The sequence below is a fragment of the Streptomyces sp. 3214.6 genome, from assembly GCF_900129855.1.
Classification (GTDB): Bacteria; Actinomycetota; Actinomycetes; order Streptomycetales; family Streptomycetaceae; genus Streptomyces; species Streptomyces soliscabiei.
On the sequence record NZ_LT670819.1, the window covers coordinates 6,331,605 to 6,352,960 of the forward strand.

Consider the following 21,356-nt stretch of genomic DNA (forward strand, 5'->3'; position numbering starts at 1 on the left):
GCGGTGGCGGCCGGCCCACGTCAGGACCCGCCGCCACCGTCACGCTCCTTCCGCTGCTCCAGGCGGAGCAGCAGCTCCTTGCCCCGCCGCCGCGCGGCCACGTCGCAGACGACCGCCGACAGCAGCGGCGCGGTACGCCGACGGGCCAGCAGCAGCCGCTGGTTGACGACCGGCTCGGGCCGCCAGTGATGCTTGTACGGCTCGTTGCCGCGCAGCAGGCTCAGCGCGCCGCGGCCGCCGCCCCGGGTGTGCTCGGCGCAGGCGTCGAGCAGCATCACCGCCACGTCCGCCTTGCGTTCCCGCAGCCGTGGATGGGCGCCGTAGAGATAGCCCCCGGCCAGGCGGCGCGACAGCAGCGTCAGATCGACGGCCACCACGTCGTCGTCCAGCCGGAACTCGGTGACCACCGCGTCCCCGGAACGCACCATCGGGCCGACCGAGCGCACCAGGTGCTCACAGAAACGGGAGCGCAGGTGCTCGCCGGTCACCTTCCGGCCCTGCCACTGCAACTGGTGCAGTTCCAGGAGCCGGCGCAGCGCCGAGTCCACGTCCTCCGGGCAGACGACCCGACGCTCCACGCCCAGCGCGGTCAGCTTGCGCAGCTTGGCGCGCACCCGCTGGGCCTTCGCCGACGGCAGCCGGGCCACCAACTCGTCCATGGGGACGGCCGGCAGCTCCAGGCACACCGAGTCGCTCACCCGGCGCCGCGGACCGTGCCAGCGCTCGTAGACCTGCTCCACCGCGCCGCCCGGCCGCACCTCGCGGAAGTCGATCAGCGCGGTGCGGGCGGCCGTCGCGAGGCCCTCGGTGAGCGCGGCGACGGCCCGCTCGCCGTGTGCGTCGTCGACGAGGACGTCCCCGTAGTCGGAGATCGCCCCGCCGAGCGGCACCAGCGCCGGCAGCGGCCGACGGACGGCCGTCAGCGGGGCGGCGGCGACGAGGTCACCGCCGTCGCGGACCAGCAGCAGACGCAGTCGCCCGCGCCTGCCGTACGACAGCCACCACGAGTGCAGCCAGGCGTGACTCTGGAACGGTGTGGCCGTCGCGCACCTCTGGTACAGGCGCCCCCAGGCGGGCGCGAGGGCGGCGAAGGCCTGTTCGTCCGTGACGAGTTCGGTGGTGAACGTCGGTTTCACAGCGTTCCGTGTGCGTCGGCGGCGACGGCCGGGCCGGGGACGGCGGCAGGACGCGCGGCCTCCTCCTCCCGGGCCCGCTTCGGCCGCACCAGCAGCACCAGCCCGCCGAGCAAACCGCCCGCGCTCGCCCCCACCAGGGCCGTCACCGCCCAGGACGCCGAGGAGGGGGCGGTCGGCTCGACCGCCCGGGCGAACTGCTGGAGCTCGACGTTGGTGGTGGCCTGGGAGCTCTTCGCGTGCTGGGTCAGCGAGCGGGAGACCGCGTTGGCCATGTCGGCGGCCAGGTCGGGACGCGAGGAGGTCGCCGTGATCGAGACCATCGGGGCGTCCGGCGAGGTCGCGGTCTGCACGCTCTGCTGAAGCGTCTTCACCGGCACGCCCGCCCAGACCTGGGCGTCCCCGAGTACCGCGAGCTGGGTGGCGACCCGGCCGTAGGCCTGCGCGAAGCCGAGCGCGGACGCCGGGTCGGACTTCTCGGTGGGAACGGCGACGACATAGGCGGTGGCCGTGTACACGGGCGGCTCGACGGCCCCGTACGCGCCGCCGAGCAGGCCGCCGGCGACGGCGCCGGCCGCGAGCAGGGACCACGGCGGGAGCGTCCTGGCGCGGCGCAGGGCGGCAGGACGACGGGGGTTCTCGGTCATGGGGAACTGACTCCCTGGGGTGTCGGGGTAGTTGGGGAGAGCAGGGATGGTCCGGAAACGGTGGCCGCGTACACGTCCATGAGTCGGGCGGCGCTGCGGGTGATGTCGTAGTGGCGGGCCGCCTCGGGCGCGCTGCGCGGGCCGGCGGGACGCGCGCGTTCCTCGGTGAGCGCGCGGACGAACGCCTCGGCGCCGCCGCTCACCCGGCGGGCGCCCGCCGTCGCCCCGGCGGGCAGGTGTTCGATCGCGGGGCAGGAGGCGTAGAGCACGGGCAGCCCGCAGGCCAGCGCCTCCACGATCGCCAGGCCGAAGGTCTCCTCGGGGGAGGGGGAGACGAACAGGTCCATGGCGCAGATGAGGGAGGGCAGATCGGGGCCGGGGGTGCCGTCCGGGACGCTGGGGCGTTCGCCGGTGAACAGGACGCGGTCGGCGACCCCCGCCTCGTGCGCGGTGCGCCGCAGCACGTTCTCCTCGGGGCCGCCGCCGACCAGCAACAGCCAGTGGTCGGCGGGGAGCCGGGCGAGGGCATGGAGGACGACGTCGAAGCGTTTGGCGGCCGTGAGGCGTCCGATGCCGCCGATGACGCAGGCGTCGTCGGGCAGGCCGAGACGCCGGCGGGTGCGGTGCCGGGCTTCGGGGTCGAAGCGGAAGCGGGCCAGGTCGATGCCGTTGGGGACGACCTCGATCCGGGGGGCCGGGACGCCCCAGCTGCGCAGCCGGTCGGCGACGGTCGGGGAGACGGCGACCGTGGTGCGGCCCAGCCGCTCGCTGGCGAGGTAGAGCGCACGCACCCCGGAGGTCAGCTTCCGCCCCTCCAACTGCGAGGCGCCCAGGGAGTGTTCCGTGGCGACGACGGCGCGCACCCCCGCGAGCCGCGCCGCCAGCCGACCGTAGACGCAGGCCCGGTAGAGGTGGGTGTGGACGAGGTCGTAGCCGCCGGAGCGGATGAGCCGGACCAGCCGCGGCAGCGCGCCGAGGTCGCGGTTGCCGGCCATGCCGAGGTGCACGACCCGCACCCCGTCCGCGGTCAGCCCGTCGGCGACCGACCCCGGGTTCGTCAGCGTCACCACGTCGCAGTCGACCGGAAGGTGGCGCAGCAGCAACCGCAGTTGCTGCTCGGCGCCGCCGACGCCCAGCCCCGTGATGATGTGCAGCGCCTTCACCGCAGCTCCTCGACGGGACGCCGGCGCAACCGGTGCAGCCGGTACTTCAGCAGCAGGCGCAGCGCGTTGTCGTTCTCTCCGATGTGCACGCGGGGCAGGGCGTGCAGGCCGTTCAGCTTTCCGGGGTCGATCGCGCAGGCGTAGCTGTAACCGGCTTCCCGTACGGCGTCCATGGCGCGCCGGTCGATCGTCCCGTACGGGTAGCAGAAGCCGGCGATCTCGGTGCCGAGAAGTGCGGTGAGGGCGGCGCGGCTCTCGACGGTCTCCGCCTTGAGGGTGAGGTCGTCGGCCCGGGTGAGGTCGATGTGGGTGAGGCCGTGCGAGCCGATCTCGACGCCCTCGTAGGCCGCGCGGCAGATGCCGTCGGCGGTCAGCAGGGGCTTGCGCGGGCCCAGCGGGTCCCAGGCGTTGTCGCCGCCGAGCCGGCCGGGCAGCACGAAGAGGGTGGCGTTGCAGCGGTGGCGGCGCAGCACCGGCAGGGCGTCGGTGAGGAAGTCGGCGTAGCCGTCGTCGAAGGTGAGACCGACGAGATTCTGGCCCTTGCCCTCCGCGCGGGCGGCGAGGAGCCGGCTCATGGAGACGCCGCGCAGTCCGTGCCGGCGCAGCCACATCAGCTGCTTCTCCAGCCGTTCGGGGGTGACGGTGATCTGGTACGGGTCCTCGGGGCAGTCGTCGACGGAGTGGTACATCGCCACCCACGGGACGGAAGTGCGTCTGCTGGTGTCAGAAGCGGCCATGGGAGAGCCTTCGGGTCGCGGAACGTACGGAACGGAGGGCGGAGACGATGCCCTGGGCGCCCAGGGCACGGCCGAGCAGCAGATAGACGGCGGTCACGGTGAGCCCGCCGGCGGCGAGACCGGCGAGCGGGTCGGCGAACCGTGCGGCGGCGAAGCCCCCGGCCAGGGCCGCCGCCAGGGCCGCCGACACCGGCCGGCTCAGCTCGCGCAGCACGCCCGGGACACTGACCGGGACGCTGCGCGGACCCATCCCGGCCAGCAGCACCAGCGCGGAGACGGTGATGCCGGTCGCGTTGGCGGCGGCGATCCCGTACACGCCCCAGGCGTGGACGCTCAGCGCGCCGATCAGGGAGGTCACGGCGATCCCGGCGGCCATCGAGCCCACCGGGTACCAGGAGCCGCGGCCCGCCGAGAAGTAGGAGCGGACCAGGACGCCCACCAGGGTCTGGCCGAGCAGCCCGAGCGCGTACACGCGCATCACGCCGGCCGTCGCCGCCGTGTCCCGCGCGGTGAACGCGCCCCGCTGGAACAGCACCTCGACGATCTGCGGCGCGCACGCCACCACGGCGGCCGCGCCCAGCAGCACGATGCACGCGGCCAGCGCCAGGTCCCGCTCCACGCGGCCGCGGGCCCGCTCGGTGTCGCCCTCGGCCAGCGCCCGCGCGACCACCGGGAAGGTGACCGTGCACACCATCACCGACAGGATCATCGGCATCTGCGCGACCTTCTGCGCGTAGTTCAGGTGCGAGATGGCCCCGGCCGGGAGGTGCGAGGCGAGGAAGCGTTCGATGAGGACCTGGGACTGCCGGCACAGGGCGAACAGGAGCACGGTCGTCAGCAGCGCGGTGTCCAGCGGCCGCGGCTCCGCCTGCCCCGCGGCCCCCTCCCCGGCCGCCGCCCCGCCCGCCTCCGCGCCCACCGCCCGCTTCCTCAACTGCCCGAGCAGGGACGGCAGTTGTACGACGGCCATCAGCAGTCCGCCCACCGCGACCCCGACCGCCGCCGACCGCACCCCCCAGCGCCCGCCGAGCACGAACATCCCGGTGATGATGCCGACGTTGTAGGCCACGTAGATCGCCGCGGGCGCCAGGTACCTGCGGTGCGCGCGCAGGGCCGCGCTGCAGTACCCGGCGAGTCCGAAGCTCACCACGCAGGTCGCGGTGAGCCGGGTGCAGTCGACGGCGAGCGCGGGGTCGGGCAGGCCGGGCGCGAGGGCCCCGACCAGCTGCGGGGCGATGCCGATGAGCAGGGCGCCGACCGCGACGAACGCCAGCGACAGCCGGGGGAGCGTGTCGGCGACCAGCGCGCGGACCGGGTCGCCCGGGGCGCCCTGGGAACGGCGGGCCAACGCCATGCTGAACGCGGGGATCAGAGCGAACGCCAGCCCGTCCTCGATGAGCAGCGTGGCCGCGAACTCGGGCACGGTCCACGCGACGAGGAACGCGTCGGTGTCCCTGCCCGCCCCGAACAACCGGGCCAACGCCTGATCCCGCACCAGCCCGAGCAGCGCCCCGGCCACGGAGAGCACAGCGGTGACAAGAGCGGCCCTGGCGAGAAAACCCCGCGACGGCGAGGAAACATCGGCACCGCCCCCACCCACGGCCTCGCCCACGCTCCCGCCCACGACCTCGCCCATGTCGCCGCCCACGACCTCGCCCGCGTTCGGGTTCCCGAGTACCTTCGCGGCCGCTTCTTCGGCGGCCACACCGACCGGGCTTCCGATCGTCCGGGGGGCGGGTCGTGCCGGTGGGACGGGGGTGGGGTCGGCCGGGTGGGGGAGCCGGGGAGGCGTCGGGTTCATCGGGCGCGGGCCTCCTCGCGGGGGCTGCCGTCGGCGTCGGCGCCGACCAGCGCCCACCAGGCCGCCACCCCGAAGACGACCGCGGTCAGGACGGTGGAGGGGCCGCCGATGTCGGCGTACATGAAGTCGATCAGCTGCCAGATCAGCAGGCCGCAGGCGACGAGCGCGCAGTCGAGGCCGGGGCCGCAGCGCCGGACACGGAACCAGCCGCGCAGCCCGCACGCCAGCAGCGCCAGCCAGCCGCCCGCGAGGGCGAGCAGTCCGATCAGGCCCTGCTCGGCGAGGACCAGCAGGTACATGTTGTGCGGGGAGAGCAGCGGCTGCCGTACGAAGGCCGAGCCCGCGCCCTCGGTGTCGCTGCCGGAGGACAGCGCGAGGGAGGCGTGCGTGTCGCGGTGTTCGGGGAAGTCCTTCAACCCGACGCCGGTGAGCGGCTGTTCGCGCCACATGCCGACCGCCGCCGCCCACATCGTGTACCGGTCGGTGACCGACTGGTCGGGAGCGTTCGCGACCTGCGTGATGCTGCTGACGCGCTGCTGGAGCATCGCCGAGCCGACGCCGAAGCCGCCGACCAGGATCACGCCGGCCGCGACCGCGACCGCGCCCACCTTCAGCGCGCGCCGCAACCCGGCGAGGGCCAGCTGGATCGTGCAGGTCAGCGCGGTCGCGATCCACGCGCCCCGGCTGAAGGACAGCGCGAGCGGCGTCAGCAGCGCGAGCGCGCAGCCCGCGGCGATCGCCCGCTGCCGCGGCGAGGTCCGGCCGAGCGCCAGCCCGACCGCGCAGATCAGCCCGAACGACACGACGGTCGCCATGCCCATCACGTCCTGCGGTCCGAACGTGCCGACCGCCCGGATGTCCTCGCCCTGGTAGGAGGCGCCGGTCCCGGTGACGAACTGATGGACGCCGACCGCCCCCTGCCACCCCGCGAGCCCGACGAACGACCAGGCCAGCACCCGGAAGTCGGAGCGGTCACGGACGAGGAGGACGACGGCCGCGGGGACGAGCACGAAGATCTGCAGATAGCGGCCGAGCCCGGTGAGCCCCGCGCCCGCCGGGGTCGCGCCCAGCGCGGCGAGCGCGACCCCGACGACCGGCAGCCCGAGGATCACGGCGGCCCTCCGTGACAGGGGGCGCCGCCGCTGCCGCAGCAGCCGTACCGCGCAGAACAGCACGACCAGCGCGGACAGCGCGTCGGCCGGCCCGGCGCCGCCCTCGGCGCCGGGGGTGGGCGGCAGCCCGAGCAGGGCGACCACCACGATCAGGGGCAGGACCGGTGACAGGGCCCGGGCGCGCGGCGCGGACAGGGCGAGGGTCATCGGCGGGTCAGCTCCCGGTCGGTCGCACGAGGGAGGCCGCTGTGCGCAGCAGGATGCAGACGTCCTGCCACAGCGACCAGTTGTCGATGTACGCGTTGTCGAAGCGGGCCCGGTCCTCGATGGAGGTGTCGCCGCGCAGTCCGTGGACCTGGGCGAGACCGGTGATGCCGGTCTGCATCCGGTGGCGGGCCGCGTAGCCCGGGTAGGTCTGGCTGAACTGGCCGACGAAGAAGGGGCGTTCGGGTCGCGGCCCGACCAGGCTCATGTCGCCGCACAGGACGTTGAACAGCTGGAGCAGCTCGTCCAGCGAGGTCCGGCGCAGAAAGCGGCAGAAGGGGCTCATCTCCCGCTCGCCGGCCACGCTCCAGCGGGTCGCGGCCTCGTGCTCGTCGACCGGGCGGTGGGTGCGGAACTTCAGCAGCGTGAAGGGCCGGCCGTCCTTGCCGATGCGCTCCTGCCGGAACACGATCCCCGGCCCGTCCGTCAGCCGCAGCACCGCCGCGCACACCAGCAGCAGGGGGCTCACCAGCAGCAGCAGCGTCCCGGAGGCCGTGACGTCCAGCAGTCGCTTGCCGAGGCTGCCCCGGCGCCGGGCGCCCAGGTCGAGGCGGCGGCAGGAGAACCCGGCGAGCAGCTCACGGCTCGCGTACGGGGGGATGTCGGCGTCGACCTCCCACACCGTGCAGCCCGACTCGGCGAGCGCCCGCAGCAGCGGGCCCTGCTCGGTGCGCACGGCCGGGTGGACGCACAGGACGTCGCGGACGCCGTTTTGGATGAGGGCCCGCTGCACCTCCTGACCAGTGGTCAGCACCGGAAGTCCGTCGGCGCCGTCGGAGCGCTCGGCGACAATCCCCACCGGCCGTACCCCGCAGCGCGGGTGGCGCAGCACGGCGGCGGCGACGCGCTGCGCGGTCGTGGCGGGGCCGATGACGAGCGCGGCGTGCGGGCGGCGCAGCAGCGCCCGGCGGCGGCGCCGGTGGACGAGCGCGCGGCCGGCGCACGCGGCCACGGCCTGCGCCGTGCACCCGAGGAGCAGGGTGTGGGCCGAGAGCGCGTGCGCGGGGATCCACGCCGCGACGAACGCCCCCAGCGCCAGCCAGGCAACGGCGATCCGGCCGCAGACGGCGGGCAGTTCGTCCAGCACCCCCGTCACCGGGCGCGGACGCTGCGGGCGCAGCAGCATCGTGGCGGCGACCAGCAGGGCCACCAGTAACGGGCGGCGCTGCGCCCCGGTCAGTGCCAGGGCGCCCAGCGACGCGGCGAGGCCGTCGGCGAGCAGCAGCGGCAGCGGCGACACGGGCCGCGCGGAGGGCCGTCGGGTGGGGAACCGGAATCCCGCTGCGCTCTCCAGCCGCGGAATGACCGAGACAGGTGAGTATCCGGGCTGCGCGCCCGGGGAAGGGACGGTGCTTTCCGCAGTCACGAGTGGATGGACTCCCTGCACTCGGGGGGCGCGACGCGCGCCCCTTCCGTGGTCGTGAGCAGCTCTCGGTACACGTCCGCGACCGCCTCGGTGGTGCGCCGCACGTCGTGCGCGGCCAGGACGTGAGCGCGTCCCTGGTGGCCGAGCGACTCGCGCAGCAGCGGGTCGAGGAGCAGTGCGGCTACGGTGTCGGCCAGCGCCGCGGGGTTCTCGGCGGGCACCAGACAGCGGGTGGCGAGCGGGTCGGGCAGGCTCTCCCGGGCGCCGTCCACGTCGGTCACCACGACGGGCCGCCCGCAGGCGAGCGCCTCGAGCGGGGCGAGCGCCATGCCTTCCCAGCGCGAGGGCAGTACGACGAGGTCGGCGGCCTGGTACCAGGGCACGGCGTCGGCGACGGCGCCGGTGAACAGCACGGACTCCGGGGCGCGGGAGCGCAGTTGTTCCCCGTCCGGTCCGTCGCCGACCAGCACCAGCCGGGCGCCGGGCACCTTCCGTGCCACGTCCGCCCACGCCGCCAGCAGCACGTCCTGCCCCTTCTGCCGGCACAGCCGCCCCACGCACACCACCAGGGGTGCGGCCGGGGCGAGCAGCGGGAGGAGGCCGGCCCGTACGGTGTCGACGGGGGCCGGGTGGAAGCGCTCGGGGTCGATGCCGTTGGGGACGACGCTCCACCGCCCGGCGATCCGGGCGCGTTCCCCGGTCGCGCGCTCCGCCTCGCTCACACAGAGCAGCCGGTCGGCCCAACGGGCCCCGTACCGTTCCCAGGTGAGCGCGAGGGCCGCGGTGGGGCCGCCGACCGCCTCGAAGGACCAGGCGTGCGGCTGGAACACGGTCGGGATCCGCCCGCGCACCGCGAGCCGTCCGGCGAGTCCGGCCTTGGCGCTGTGCGCGTGCAGCAGATCGGGGCGTACCTCGTCGAGCAGGCGTCCGAGCCGCCGTACCTCACCGGGGAGCGAGGGTCCCGGGGCCCGCGTCGCCGCCCAGTGCCGTACGTTCGCGCCCAGCGCGCGCAGGTTCTCGGAGAGGGGGCTGTCGGGGCAGGCCACGGTGAGGTGCAGGCCGGCCGCGAGCTGGGCCCGGGCCAGGTCTGTGACGACCCGGGCGACCCCGCCGTCCACGGGCTGGGTGAGGTGCAGGACCCGGGGTCTGTCGTCGGGTTCTGGCTGGTGCATGGCGCGGTTTCCTCGCTCACGGTGGCGCTTGGGACGTGCGGGAACGCGCTTGGCTACTTCTTTCGTGTGTCGACGGCGACGAAGAGCGCCCCGGCCCACGCCGCGTCCCGGGTTGAAACGAGCCGAACGGCAAGCTGGTCACCGCCGCGCCGCAAACCCCGGCCGAGATCGAACACGTCGGAGTCGTAGCCGAGGGTGTTGACGTACGCCGGTACACGCGCCGCCGGAGCCGCCCCCGGCTCGCTGATCGTGGAGTTCAACACATCGTCAGATGGATTGACCGGGTTCGTGAGCGCGGTGGCCGCCCGTCCACCGGTCGAGAACATGAGCGAATCACCCGTTCGGTCGCGGTCGCCGTCGTACCCGACGATCCCGGCCCGGCCGCCCGCACCCGCGGGGATGTCGAGCCCGCGCAGCCGGATCTCCTTCGCGGCGGTGGTGCCGGAGGGGGAGCCGAGGGTGTCGAAGCCGTCCCACAGGGCCAGGTGCCGCAGCGGCTCCGCCGGGTTCTCGTACGCCACCACCAGCGTCCAGCCGCCCCAGGCGCCGGCCGCCGATCTGCCCATGGCCACGTTGATCTGAGCGACCGTGTACAGGCCCTGGCCGCTGTCGCGCACCAGGTCGGTGACGTCGGCGGAGGCCTGGAAGGCGTCGGCGCCCTGGGCCACGCGGTGGCCGACGACGGTGTCCGCGAGCACCGCCTTGTACTGTCCGCCCGGCTCGGCGATCAGCACGCGCGCGTTGTCCGCGGGCGGCTTCTGCTCGCCGACGCGCAGGTTGCCGCCCCAGTACAGCCGCGCGTACGACACCCGCGCGTCCCGGGGGAGACGGACCTCGGCGCTGGAGGAGTTGTAGGTGTTGGGGTCGTCGTCGACATCGACGTAGAACATGTCGAAGTCGCTGTTGACGGCTGCGGCGCCCTGGCGCACGGAGGGGCAGGAGGGCGCCGCCCCGGCGGCCGGCGTCGCGCGGCAGCTGATCGCGGTGTTGGCGGCGCGGACGATCCCGCCGTGCTGGGTCGCGCGGTAGCGCGGTGCGAAGGCGAGGCGCTCGGCCTCGGACGCGGGCGGCGCGCCGGCCGCGCGGGCGCTGCCCGGCGCACAGAGCGAGGTCAGGGCGAGGACGCCGGCCGTCGCGTGGCGCAGCAGCGGACCCAGGGAATTGCGCATGACCGGCGGTGCCCTCTCGTGCGATTTGCTGGCTATAGACGTGCATCGGGAGGGTCGCAACTCTAATCACTATCCGGATTAATCCATTGAAACCGGACATCCGTGTCGGAATTGTGAAGCGTGTTCGTTCGTGACATCACCCATTCGGCGGCACAACCCCCGTGTGCCCGGCGCGTTGACTTCAGCGCCGGGCATCCCCGCCCGGGTGTTTATTTTCAAAACCCCCCAAGGAGCACCTCTCCATGTCGCGTATCGCGAAGGGCCTGGTCCTGACCTCTGTTGCCGCCGCGGCCGTCGCCGGCGCCTCCGGCATCGCCACCGCCGACAGTGACGCGAACGGCGTCGCCGCGCACTCCCCGGGCGTGCTGTCCGGCAATGTCGTCCAGGTCCCGATCCACATCCCGATCAACGTGTGCGGCAACACGGTCAACGTCGCCGGGCTGCTGAACCCCGCCTTCGGCAACACCTGCATCAACGACTGACGTCACCTCCCTGCGGGGTCACGACACGTCTTCGCGCAGCGGCCGCTCCCCTGTCAGGGGGCGGCCGTTCGCGTTGCTGGAGGTGTTGCCCCGAATGGGCGGCCGGCGGCGCGACACGCTCAAGGGGCCTTGACAGGCCGTCTCACCAGGGACGATGCGGACGGCGCGGACCACGGATGATTACGTAGCGCGGTCGAGCGGTTGCGGAGTGCTATGGCTGTTTGCACCGTGGGCACGAGACCCGACGCAACCGAAAGGATTTCCCATGCGTCCCCTGCCCGTCCGGCGTATCGCTTCCACCGCACTGTGCGCCACCCTCGTCCTCGGCATCACCGCCCCCGCCGCCATCGCGGTCGACGGAGCCGCAGCCCGTGAGCGCACTGCCGCGGCATCCCGTACGCCCGTCGCCGGCGTCGACGCGCTGCTCGCCCAGGCCAAGGGCCTCGGTGATTTCGGCACCGTCCTCACCCCGGTCACCGACCTGCTCAACGCCGTCCTCAAGGCCGACGACGGTCAGCTCACCGCCGACCAGGCGACCAAGCTCGCCGAAGCGGTCAAGACGGCCGTAACCAAGATCACGGCAGCCGCCCCGGTGACTCCCGCCACGCCCGCCGACCCGGCCGCCGCCGACCCGGCCGCCGACCAGGCCGCCGCCGTCACGCCCGCCGACCCCGCGGCCGCGCTGCCCGCGGACCCGGCCGCCGCGGTCCCCGCCACGCCCGCCAAGCCGGCCACCCCGGTGACCCCGGCCACGCCCGCGAAGCCCGCCACCCCGGCCGCCGCGGCGACCCCCGCGACGCCGGACAAGCCCGCGGCCCCGGCCGCCGCGGCCACCCCCGCGACGCCCGACAAGCCGGCCACCCCGGCCGAGCCCGCGACCCCCGCCGAGCCCGCGACCCCGGCCAAGCCCGCCGCTCCGGCGCTCGCGGCCACCTCGGTGCTCGCGCCTCCCGCGCTCACCAGGATTCATGACCACAAGGCGAAGGCCGCTGCCGCCGACCCGGTGTCCGACGCCGTCACGGCTCTGCAGCAGGCCGTCGACGCCCTGCTCGAGGCCGCGACGTCCCTCGACGTCAGCCAGATCGTCTCGGCCGCCAGCGGCGTGGTGGGCGACCTGCTCGGTCTGCTCTCCGCGACCCTGTCCGGGGCCGGTCTGACGCTGCCGGCCGCGGCACCCGCGGCTCCGGAGACCCCGGCGGAGGCCGCCGCACCGGCGGCACCGGCGGCACCGGCGGCGCCGGTAGTGCCCGCGAGCTGACGGCCGTTTCCGCGACGTTCGCACCATGATTTCTGCACCCCGGCATTCCGCCGGGGTGCAGAAATTTTCTGCGTACACGGTTTCCGCGTCCGACGGTGCTCGTTAGGCACGACGTCAGAATTTCCCCTGGTGACTTGAGTTGCCGAGTTGCCGAAGAAAGGAATCCGATGAAGTCCCTGAAGGCTGCTGCTGTCGTTGCCGGATCCGTGGTTCTCGCCGGTGTCGCCGCACCCGCGTTCGCCGCCCCCGCCGACCTCACGCCCACCAGCCTCAACGGCGCCGTGGACACCCTCGGCAGGGGGCCGATCAACCTGGAGGACGCGCTGCCGCTCCAGCACCAGTCGGACGCGCTCGACACCGAGAACAAGGACTCCGTGCTCAGCACCGTCAAGGGTGCGGCCGGCGCCCTCAACGCGCACAACCCGCTCCTCGGCGGACTGCCGCTGCAGGGCTGAGACGCCCCTGAAGGCTCCCGTGCGAGGGCCGGTCCCGTCACCGACGGCACCGGCCCTCGGCGCTGTTCGAGGCGGGGCGAGCGGCCCGTCCCTCGTTCGTGTGGAGCAAGGGACCGGCGTCCTCCCATCGGGTGAGAACGCGTCAGGCAGGCCCACGGCGCGCCGATAAGGTCGCGCGGTGACCTCAACCCCAAGCGCAACCCGACCCTTCCGCGTGGCCGACCTGGGCACCCTCGTCGTGATGCCGTGGAGCGGCGAGGCCCCCGACGGCAGCGACATGCCCTACCTGCTGGCCTACTCCCTCGGGGACACCGAGGACGGCCCCGAGGGGACCGCCGTCGCCGTCGAGCGGCTGCTCACCGACAACGGCATGTCCGTCGGCGGGGACGTCGTCGACGGCACCGAACGGCCGAGCCTGCCGTTCAGCCTGCTCGTCGAGTCCGGCGCGGCCGTCCTGAACATGCCGGGCCTCAACGCCCAGTGCCTGCCGCCTCAGGAGTGGCTCGCCGCCGTCGACGAGCGCGGCTACGCCTACCTCGTCTTCACCACCCGCGCCTGGCCGGAGGCCACGCCCGGCCGGGCCGTCACCCCCGAGGCGCTGACCGCGTTCGCGGGCGCCGCGCAGACCCTGACGGCCGCGGCGCACATCGTCCTGCCCGCCCGCCGACTGCGCGGCTGATGAGCCGGCCGCGCCCGGCGCCCGCGGGGGCCGGCCGGGCGTACGCCCTGCTGCTCGTCCTCACCGGCGCGGCCGGGCTGCTGGCCGCCTGGGTCATCACTCTGGACGAGTTCAAGCTGCTGGAGGACCCCGGGTTCACGCCCGGGTGCAGCCTGAACCCCGTCGTGTCCTGCGGCAGCGTCATGCAGAGCGACCAGGCCTCGGTGTTCGGGTTCCCCAACCCGATGCTGGGCCTGGTGGCCTACGGGATCGTCGTGTGCGTCGGCATGAGCCTGCTGGCCCGTGCCGTCTTCCCCCGCTGGTACTGGCTGACCTTCACCGCGGGCTGCCTGTTCGGCGTCGGGTTCGTGTCCTGGCTGCAGTTCGAGTCGCTGTACCGGATCAACGCGCTGTGCCTGTGGTGCTGTCTGGCCTGGGTCGCCACGATCCTCATGTTTTGGTACGCCGTCTCCTTCGACGTACGCCACGGATTCCTGCCCGCCCCGGCCGGCGTGCGGATTTTCCTCGCCGAATTCACCTGGGTGCTCCCGCTGCTGCACATCGGAGTGATCGGCATGCTGATCCTCACCCGATGGTGGGATTTCTGGACGAGCTGATGATGCGGACGATTACGGCACGCGGGCGAATTGTGAACTGATGCCGTTTTACGGCTCGTTACCGGGTACGGAGCAACGCCTCGCGGACTCCCCGTCCCGCCGTACCCCCTGTCCCCCCCCCGTACCCCCGTCCTCCTTCGAAAGGGCCCGTACCGAGATGAAGTCGACCACCCGAGGAACCCTCGCCGCAGTGATCACGTGTGTGGCGGCTGCGGCCGGCGCCGCCGCCTCCGTGACCCCCGCCGCCGCCATCGGCACGGTCCCCGTCCCCGTACCGCTGGACGGCGTCGAGAAGTCCCTCGACGTGGAACTGCCCACGATCGGCGGTGAGATCCCCCTGCCCACGCCGGGGGCGCCCGAGGGGCCGCGCTTCGTCGAGGGCCGTCTCATCCCGGAGCGGGTGGTCCCGCGGCTGCCGGTCGCCGCCGGACTGCCCGGCGTGGGCCTGCGCGCACCCCTGCCGGAGGTCCTCGGGGACGAGTTCAACCACGTCGGCCTCGACGCCCCCACCTCCGACCTGCGCACACTCGGCCCCGGCCTGACCCTGGACGCCCCGCTCACCGCGCCCAACCCCGACCACCTCGGTCTGCCGGACCTGAAGCTGCCCGAGGCGGGCGTGGTCACTCCGGTGCTCCAGGCGGTGCCCGGCGCCGACGTCGGTCTGAGCAAGGGGCTGTAGCACCCGCCGACCGCCACGACCACGGGCCCGGACGCCGCCGTCCGGGCCCGTCGCCGTGCCCGGTCCGCGTCCTCCGGCGGACTGTTCGGACGGCGGCGGTGACCCGGCGGGCCGCCGGACGGTTACTCCCACGGAGAACCGAACCGGACGAGGAGCACACCATGGTCGTCAGCATCGACGGAGCAGCCGTGACCGCAGTGCCGGTGGGCGCGGGCGGAACCGGCCCGGCCCGCGCCGCCCGGCGACGGGACCTACTGCGCGGGCTGCTCGGCGGCGCCGTGGCCCTCGCGATCGCGCCCGTCGTCGCCTCCTCCCGGCCCCCCGGCCGGGCGGACGCCGGCTCCGCGGACTCCTCGTTCGACGAGACCTACCGGGGCCGGCACATCCGCGGGGTCCTCACCCCGACGGGACCGGCGGCCACGGCCGACGCCGAGTGGGAGGTCACCGTCGACGGCCGCCCGCTGCACCTCATGCGCCGCGCCGACGGCACCTGGCTGAGCATGGTCGACCACTACAGCTCCTACGCCACACCGCTGGCGGCGGCCCGCGCCGCCGTCGACGGGCTCGGGCCGGACGAGCGGCTGCGCACGGCGGGCCCGGTACACGATCACACACACATGGGGGGACACCATGGCCTACACGCGTAAGGACGTCAGCACCCTCACGAGCGCCGAGCGACGGCGCTTCGTGAAGGCGCTGCTGGAGATCAAACGGACAGGGGAGTACGACGAGTTCGTCCGCATGCACATCGACCACTACGTCTCGGACGGCGACGGCGGCCTGCGCACCGCCCACATGGCGCCCTCCTTCCTGCCCTGGCACCGCAGGTTCCTGCTGGACCTGGAGCAGGCGCTGCGCCGGGTCGACTCCTCGGTGACGGTGCCGTACTGGGACTGGACGCGCGACCGCACCGCGGCCTCCGCGCCCTGGACCGGGGACCTCCTCGGCGGCAACGGCCGGCGCTCCGACCACCAGGTGACGACCGGGCCGTTCGCCTACGCCACCGGCAACTGGACCCTCAAGGAGAACGTGACCGACGGGGAGTTCCTCACCCGGGACCTCGGCCGTGCGTCCGGTCCGATCGACCTGCCCACCAGGAGCGAAGTGGAGGGGGCGTTGCAGGACCCCGTCTACGACACCCCGCCCTGGGACTCGACGGCCGGCCGGGGCTTCCGCAACAAGATGGAGGGCTGGGGCGCCGGCTCGGGCAGCGGCGCCTGGCGCACCCACAACCGGGTGCACCGGTGGGTCGGCGGGGTCATGCTCGGCGGCGCCTCCGTCAACGACCCCGTGTTCTGGCTGCACCACGCCTTCGTCGACCTGCTGTGGACCCGCTGGCAGAGCCGCCACCGCGACCACCGCTATCTGCCCGCCGAACCGCCCGCGCCGGGCAGCCCCCAGTACCGCCGGGTCGTCGCCCGGCACGAGAAGCTGCCCCCGTGGGACGTGAGCCCGGACGAGCTGGAGGACGCGTCCCGGATCTACCGGTACGCGTGACCCCGCCACGGGGGAGAGCCCCGGCGCTCGAGGTGCCGGGGCTCTCCTGGTGGTGCGTACGGGAGACTGCTCAGTCGCCGTAGCCGTTGTCGCCGTGCTTGTCGCTGTCGTGGTGCTTGTCGTAGCCACCCTTGTCGTAGCCACCCTTGTCGTGGTCGCTGACGTTGGCGCAGGTGTTGCCGAAGGCCGGGTTCAGCAGGCCGGCGGCGCTGATGGTGTTGCCGCAGATGTTCACCGGCACGTGGATCGGAACCTGGACGACGTTGCCCGAAAGGACGCCCGGCGAGCCCACAGCCGCACCCTGCGCGTCCGCGTCCGCCATGGCCAGGCCGGCTCCGCTGATCACGACGGCGCTGGTGCCGAGGGCAACAGCGGCGATCTTCGCGATGCGAGACATCACGTTCTCCTTAGTGACTCGGTTCGCACGGCGGCAAGGGGCGCCACCGCACTCCCCGTTCAACGCCGCCGCCGTGAGCGGGTCACGGCATGTCCGTACGGATCACCCTTTTTGAACAGCAGGGACGTACAGACGGGTGGTTAGAGCGGTTGGAGGTGTGTCGTGACGAATTCGCTGAGGGTGGCGATGGACTGGAGGCTGTCCAGGCTCAGGTCCAGGGCGGCCACGTCGACGCCGTAGCGTTGGTCGATCGTGCCGAGCAGGGTCACACCGGCCAGCGAGGTGAGACCGATCTGCGGGCCGAACAGGTCGGTGTCGGCGGGGAGTTCGGCGACGACCGCCTCGTCCAGACGGGCGGCCTCGGCGATCAGCGAACGGAGCTCCTGTTCCACCGTCGCCCGGTCTCGGGTCTGCGTCACGCGTCGGCGTCCTCTCGGTCGGATACGTGCAGCCAGGCCGGCGGCGCCGGCAGGTCGCCGTGGAGGGTCCTGCCCAGGACCGCGGAATCGGCGTGGGCCGTATGGGTGTCGTCCGTGCGGCGCAGGCCCGCCTGGCGGAGCAGGATGCGCATCTCCAGGTTGGCGTCGGTCGGGCGCAGGGTCACCCGGAACTCCTCGGCGCCCGCCGCACGGGCCCGCTCCATCAGCCGGAACAGGAAGGCCGCCGCCGCGCCCCGGCCGGCGACCCGGCAGGACAGCGCGAGCAGCGGGATGGACCGGACGGCGGGGGCGGTGCGGTCGACGAGGGCGGCGCCGATGATGCCGTACGCGCCGAAACGGTCCGTCATGCGGGCCGTGTACAGCTCGTGTCCCGCCGAGGCGGCCAGCTCGCGCAGCCCGTCGGGGGTGAGGCCGGAGGAGTTCAGACGGTGGGTGCGGGCGGCGAGTTCCAGGGCGCGGGGGATCTCGTCGGGCGTGGCCAAGCCGACCGTGAGGCGCATGTCGCACCAGCGCAGGAACTCCTCGCGTGAGCCCTGGAAGCGCTCGCCCTCGGCCCGGCGGGTCTCCTCGGTGCGGTAGCGGTGCACGCGCTCACGGGACTCGGGGGTGACCTCCCGGCCCTCGAACGCGGCCGCCAGCGCGGGCACGTCCTCGGGGGCGAGGGTGCGCACACCCGGCAGCAGGGCCTCGACCTCGGCGCGCTCGTAGGGGGAGTCGTCGACCAGGACCAGGGCGTCCACCGCGATACCGAGGTCCTTCGCGATCCTGCGCAGCGACTCGCTCTTGTCCTGCCAGGACACCTGTGGGGCGAGGAAGCGCGCACGCAGCTCCGGTACGGCGTCCAGCCGGTCGAGCACCGACGGCGCGCTGCGGCTCGCGATGCTGCTGAGTACGCCGTGGGCGGCCAGCGCGTCGACCGCGGCGAGCATCCCGGGGCGGGGCGTGGGCAGCTCGTCGGTGGGGGACTCGACGGCGATCTCGTCCCACAGGGTGCCGTCGAGGTCCCATACGACGCACTTGACGCGGTCGGGGTCGAAGGCGGTCACCGGTCCCCCTCGGGCAGGAACAGCTTCATGGACAGGCTCGTGGGGTCGAAGCCGAACTTGCGGTAGACCGTGCGCATCGGGACGTTGCCCACATGCACCCGGCCGACGACCTCCGTGATGCCGTTCGTCAGGCAGAACTCCAGGCCCGCGGTGAGCAGGAGTTCCGCGACGTCACTGCGGTTGTCGACCGGGGAGACGGCCAGGGAGCGGAAGTTGGCGTAGCGGTCGCCGGTCATCGCGTTCTGGTTGATGCTCACCCAGCACCAGCCGACGGGCTCCTCGCCCGGACCGTGGGCGACGATCATGCCCTCCTTCGACTTCTCCATGGCCCGGCCCAGCCGGGACGCCCACCGCTCGGGGTCGTCGATGGCGTCCTCACCGAAGGAGACCCGGGCGATCTCGGCCTCGAACCGCCCGATGGCCGGCAGATCACGCTCGTCGGCCTGACGGATGACGTACGGCCGCGCCCGCTCGGCGAGAGCGGCCCGGTCGGCGTCGGACGGCGCGTGCCAGCCGGGGGTGCGAGGGGCGGGAGCGGCGGCGGGAGCGGCGCTGGGAGTGGGGGCGGGCGTCCTGACGGGGGCGGTGGGGGCGGGGGCCGGGGTCGAAGGCTGCTGGGCCGCCGGGGGCGTCGGTTCGTCCGCCGGGACCAGGCGGCCCGGGCGGAAGGGGCCCTTGCCGCAGTTCGGGCAGCCGTCGGCGCGCAGGGCGGCGACCGAGGTCCAGCGGGCGCCGGGGCCGACGCGCAGCCGCGCCTCGCACGCCACGCACGTGTACTCGCGCTGCCGGGTCCGCTTGTCGCCGGTGTAGAGGGGGCCGCTGAACTCGCCCTCGTGGGAGGGGGCCGTCGAGGTGGTGGTGAGGAGGTGCTGGAAGAAGCCGACCCCGCCGAGGATGCCGCTGCCCTCGTACTCGTTGAAGTTGCGGATGTAGCCGTTGGTGACCAGGCCGAGCGCCATGATCTCCCGCTGCACCTCCAGCATCTCGTCCGGGCTCTTGCCGCCGAAGGAGAAGAAGACGCTGTGCGCGGGGCCGGGCCGCAGGCCCTCCACGGCACGGGAGAGGAAGAGCCGGGCGCCCTCGGGGGTGTACGGCGGGTCGGTCATGGCCACGTCGTGCTGCTGGTGCAGTTCGGCGGGCAGCGGCAGCCGCAGGTCGTGCCGGACCGTCTCCACACGGGTGCCGAGACCGGCCGACACCTTCTGGATGTAGTGGAGGATCTCCGGCGAGATGTCCACGACGGTGACCCGCTCGACGATCGGGGCGCCCAGCACGTCGCCCACCACGGCGACGGCGAGGGAGACGAGGTCGTCGTCGCCGATCAGCAGCAGCGAGCCGCCCGGCAGCGCGCCCGCCGTGAGCAGCGCGAGCACCCGGCGCACCTTGGTCTCGGCCGTGCAGTGCGACTGGTCGATCGCCATGTCGGCGGCGGGGCCCGCCTCCATGAGCGCCCGCAGCCGCGGCACGGCCTCGTCCAGCACGTCGGGGACGACCAGCTCGCGCCCGTCACAGGTGCGGCAGGTGGCGTCGAGGGCGAGGTCCATGCCGAGCCGGGCGACGAGGTCCCGGCCGGTCTCCGTCAGCCGGGACGGACGCTCCTTGGTGACGAGGCCCCGGCGGCGCAGCTCGTTGCCCAGGGCCGCCACGATCGGGACGGGCAGGCCGGTCGCGCGGCTGAGGTCCTTCGTGGAGGCGGGAGCGAGGCGGCGCAGGGCGCGAAGGACCGACCGCACTCCGGGCGGGCCCTCCTGGAGCCGGACGGCGTCCGCGACTTCCGTGAGCACAGAATCGGCGGTGGTACTCCGAGGGTGCCGACGCGCGTTCGTCACAATGCTGCTCCAGGCAAGCTGATTGATGGATTCCGGGACTATCGAGTATACGGGCTGGTGGGGAGCCGTCCGGACCCGCTCGGGCGGCCGGGAAAGAGCGGGAATTCGGATGGAATTCCAGTGCATGAAAATAAATGCCGCGATATTCGTTCCGGAAGGCTTTTCCTAAAGGGTTTGCGTGCCGCGGTGCGGCCCGGATGCTACTCTGGGCACCACCGAGCGCCTATGTGAAAGGAGACGGGGGCAGCGGTTCGCCACCCCCGGTTCCCCATGACCAACTCCGCCAACCTCGCCACCGAGGGTATAAACGTCGACGATCTGTGCTCTTATGCCGTCGACGTATGGGTGAGCGACCACAGCATCCTGACCGACGAGGAGCGCCTCCTCCAGGTGCTGCGCACGGCCGCCGAAAAGGGAAACGCCACGGTGCTCGGTGAGGCGTCGCACGTTTTCCCGAACGGCGCTGTCACCGCGATTCTCCTGCTTTCCGCCTCGCACCTGAGCATTCACACCTGGCCCGAATTCAGCCTGGCCAACGTGGATCTGCTCGCCTACGGCCGGCTGAACGGCGAGCGCATGATGCAGAGCGTCGAACTCGGCCTGTCGCCCACGCGCATCAACGTGACGCGCATGCTGCGCGCCGTGCACTGACCGTTCCCTCCGCCAGTCCCCGGGCCGGTCTCGTGTTCTCCGTGCAAGTCTCGTGGGCGCGTCTCGGCGACGCCCACGAGGGCCTGCTGCGGCTGCTGGACCCCCGGGAGCGCGGCCGCCACGACGCGACCGTCCGCCCCGACGACCGGGCCCGCTTCCTGGTCGGCTGCGCCCTGAGCCGGCTGCTGCTGGGCGAACTGCTCGGCGTGGCCCCGGCGGACGTGCCCCTGCGGCGCGTGTGCCCGCGCTGCGGCGGGCCGCACGGGAAGGCCCGGCTGGACGCCGCGGACCCGCCCGCGCCCTACGACTTCTCCGTCACCCACAGCGGTGCGGTCATCGGCGTCGCCGTGTGCCGGGGCGGGCAGGTCGGCCTGGACGTCGAGGAGGACGGCACTCCCCTCGACGTCGACAGCGCGGCGCGGGCCGCTCTCTCCGACACCGAACTGGCCGCCCTGAACGCCCTGCCCCCGGCCGAGCGGCGGCCCGCCTTCCTGCGCGTCTGGACCCGAAAGGAAGCCGTCCTGAAGGCCCTCGGCGTGGGCCTCACCGTGTCGCCGCGCGAGCTGGAGGTGTCGGCGCCCGGCCTGCCACCGGCCGTGCTCACCTGGCCCGACCGGCCGGCCGTCGTCCGGCCCGAAGCGGGCCTCGCGGACCTGGTCGTCGCCGGGAGGCATCCCGCGGCGGTGGCCGTCACGGGGGCGGGCGCGAGCCGGGTGCGCGTCGAGCAGCGCGAGCGGTCCGGCCTGGTGGCCGGGTACGGCAGCTGACCCGCACGACGCCTCC

At 73.6% G+C, this 21,356-nt stretch carries 23 protein-coding genes; 10 read left to right on the forward strand and 13 right to left on the reverse strand.

Annotated elements, in window-relative coordinates:
* Window positions 1-20 precede the first annotated feature (20 nt).
* Genes B5557_RS28635 through B5557_RS28675 form a run of 9 tightly spaced genes read right to left on the reverse strand, consistent with a single transcriptional unit; the run spans window position 21 to window position 10,564 of the window.
* Window positions 21-1,136, reverse strand: coding sequence for a GNAT family N-acetyltransferase (locus B5557_RS28635; RefSeq protein WP_079662156.1), 1,116 nt, complete (start codon window positions 1,134-1,136; stop codon window positions 21-23).
* Window positions 1,133-1,780, reverse strand: coding sequence for a lipopolysaccharide biosynthesis protein (locus tag B5557_RS28640; RefSeq protein ID WP_079662157.1), 648 nt, complete (start codon window positions 1,778-1,780; stop codon window positions 1,133-1,135). Before B5557_RS28640 ends, B5557_RS28635 begins: the two co-directional genes overlap by 4 nt.
* On the reverse strand, window positions 1,777-2,943 hold the full coding sequence (locus B5557_RS28645) for a glycosyltransferase (RefSeq protein WP_079662158.1): 1,167 nt from the start codon (window positions 2,941-2,943) through the stop codon (window positions 1,777-1,779). The genes B5557_RS28640 and B5557_RS28645 overlap by 4 nt, the downstream gene beginning before the upstream one ends.
* The gene (locus B5557_RS28650; protein ID WP_231976060.1) at window positions 2,940-3,680 is read right to left on the reverse strand and encodes a polysaccharide deacetylase family protein; all 741 of its coding nucleotides are present in this window, start codon (window positions 3,678-3,680) and stop codon (window positions 2,940-2,942) included. The genes B5557_RS28645 and B5557_RS28650 overlap by 4 nt, the downstream gene beginning before the upstream one ends.
* A complete protein-coding gene (gene murJ / locus B5557_RS28655) occupies window positions 3,667-5,481 on the reverse strand; it encodes a murein biosynthesis integral membrane protein MurJ (protein ID WP_443031279.1) in 1,815 nt (604 codons plus the stop codon). The genes B5557_RS28650 and murJ overlap by 14 nt, the downstream gene beginning before the upstream one ends.
* Window positions 5,478-6,800: an O-antigen ligase family protein gene (locus B5557_RS28660; protein WP_079662160.1), complete on the reverse strand. Its 1,323-nt coding sequence runs from the start codon at window positions 6,798-6,800 to the stop codon at window positions 5,478-5,480. The genes murJ and B5557_RS28660 overlap by 4 nt, the downstream gene beginning before the upstream one ends.
* A gap of 7 nt (window positions 6,801-6,807) precedes the next feature.
* Window positions 6,808-8,223: an exopolysaccharide biosynthesis polyprenyl glycosylphosphotransferase gene (locus B5557_RS28665; RefSeq protein WP_079662161.1), complete on the reverse strand. Its 1,416-nt coding sequence runs from the start codon at window positions 8,221-8,223 to the stop codon at window positions 6,808-6,810.
* Window positions 8,220-9,395: a glycosyltransferase gene (locus tag B5557_RS28670; protein ID WP_079662162.1), complete on the reverse strand. Its 1,176-nt coding sequence runs from the start codon at window positions 9,393-9,395 to the stop codon at window positions 8,220-8,222. The genes B5557_RS28665 and B5557_RS28670 overlap by 4 nt, the downstream gene beginning before the upstream one ends.
* A gap of 53 nt (window positions 9,396-9,448) precedes the next feature.
* A complete protein-coding gene (locus tag B5557_RS28675; RefSeq protein WP_079662163.1) occupies window positions 9,449-10,564 on the reverse strand; it encodes a DUF3344 domain-containing protein in 1,116 nt (371 codons plus the stop codon).
* A gap of 242 nt (window positions 10,565-10,806) precedes the next feature.
* Between B5557_RS28675 and B5557_RS28680 the strand changes: the two genes are divergently transcribed.
* The 8 genes from B5557_RS28680 to B5557_RS28715 all read left to right on the forward strand — a co-directional run bounded on the left by B5557_RS28680 (window position 10,807) and on the right by B5557_RS28715 (window position 16,210).
* Window positions 10,807-11,046: a chaplin gene (locus B5557_RS28680; protein WP_079662164.1), complete on the forward strand. Its 240-nt coding sequence runs from the start codon at window positions 10,807-10,809 to the stop codon at window positions 11,044-11,046.
* Window positions 11,047-11,311: 265 nt separating this feature from the next.
* A complete protein-coding gene (locus B5557_RS45360) occupies window positions 11,312-12,304 on the forward strand; it encodes a hypothetical protein (protein WP_079662165.1) in 993 nt (330 codons plus the stop codon).
* A gap of 167 nt (window positions 12,305-12,471) precedes the next feature.
* Window positions 12,472-12,759 carry a hypothetical protein gene (locus tag B5557_RS28690; RefSeq protein WP_079662166.1) on the forward strand — a complete coding sequence of 96 codons (288 nt, stop codon included), beginning with the start codon at window positions 12,472-12,474 and terminating at the stop codon, window positions 12,757-12,759.
* 178 nt (window positions 12,760-12,937) lie between these two features.
* Entirely contained in the window at window positions 12,938-13,438 is a 501-nt protein-coding gene (locus B5557_RS28695) for a DUF5949 family protein (protein WP_079662167.1), read from the forward strand.
* On the forward strand, window positions 13,438-14,034 hold the full coding sequence (locus B5557_RS28700) for a vitamin K epoxide reductase family protein (RefSeq protein WP_079662168.1): 597 nt from the start codon (window positions 13,438-13,440) through the stop codon (window positions 14,032-14,034). The genes B5557_RS28695 and B5557_RS28700 overlap by 1 nt, the downstream gene beginning before the upstream one ends.
* A gap of 157 nt (window positions 14,035-14,191) precedes the next feature.
* Window positions 14,192-14,713, forward strand: a complete 522-nt coding sequence (locus B5557_RS28705; RefSeq protein ID WP_079662169.1) for a hypothetical protein — start codon at window positions 14,192-14,194, stop codon at window positions 14,711-14,713.
* Window positions 14,714-14,874: 161 nt separating this feature from the next.
* Entirely contained in the window at window positions 14,875-15,360 is a 486-nt protein-coding gene (locus B5557_RS28710) for a tyrosinase family oxidase copper chaperone (protein ID WP_079662170.1), read from the forward strand.
* Window positions 15,344-16,210 (forward strand): tyrosinase family protein, encoded by an 867-nt coding sequence (locus B5557_RS28715; RefSeq protein WP_079662171.1) that lies wholly within the window; start codon window positions 15,344-15,346, stop codon window positions 16,208-16,210. Before B5557_RS28710 ends, B5557_RS28715 begins: the two co-directional genes overlap by 17 nt.
* Window positions 16,211-16,280: 70 nt before the next feature.
* Here the strand turns inward: B5557_RS28715 and B5557_RS28720 are convergent, their stop codons facing one another.
* The 4 genes from B5557_RS28720 to B5557_RS28735 form a co-directional block, all read right to left on the reverse strand.
* Window positions 16,281-16,607 carry a chaplin gene (locus tag B5557_RS28720; RefSeq protein ID WP_079662172.1) on the reverse strand — a complete coding sequence of 109 codons (327 nt, stop codon included), beginning with the start codon at window positions 16,605-16,607 and terminating at the stop codon, window positions 16,281-16,283.
* Between the two features lie 140 nt (window positions 16,608-16,747).
* Window positions 16,748-17,026, reverse strand: a complete 279-nt coding sequence (locus B5557_RS28725) for an acyl carrier protein (protein ID WP_079662173.1) — start codon at window positions 17,024-17,026, stop codon at window positions 16,748-16,750.
* On the reverse strand, window positions 17,023-18,093 hold the full coding sequence (locus B5557_RS28730; RefSeq protein WP_079662174.1) for an HAD-IIIC family phosphatase: 1,071 nt from the start codon (window positions 18,091-18,093) through the stop codon (window positions 17,023-17,025). Before B5557_RS28730 ends, B5557_RS28725 begins: the two co-directional genes overlap by 4 nt.
* On the reverse strand, window positions 18,090-19,877 hold the full coding sequence (locus B5557_RS28735; protein WP_079662175.1) for a GNAT family N-acetyltransferase: 1,788 nt from the start codon (window positions 19,875-19,877) through the stop codon (window positions 18,090-18,092). Before B5557_RS28735 ends, B5557_RS28730 begins: the two co-directional genes overlap by 4 nt.
* Window positions 19,878-20,192: 315 nt before the next feature.
* Between B5557_RS28735 and B5557_RS28740 the strand changes: the two genes are divergently transcribed.
* Window positions 20,193-20,573 (forward strand): S-adenosylmethionine decarboxylase family protein, encoded by a 381-nt coding sequence (locus tag B5557_RS28740; protein ID WP_079662176.1) that lies wholly within the window; start codon window positions 20,193-20,195, stop codon window positions 20,571-20,573.
* A gap of 41 nt (window positions 20,574-20,614) precedes the next feature.
* Complete coding sequence (locus B5557_RS28745; protein ID WP_079665056.1) at window positions 20,615-21,340, forward strand: 4'-phosphopantetheinyl transferase family protein; 726 nt, start codon at window positions 20,615-20,617, stop codon at window positions 21,338-21,340.
* Window positions 21,341-21,356: the final 16 nt, after the last annotated feature.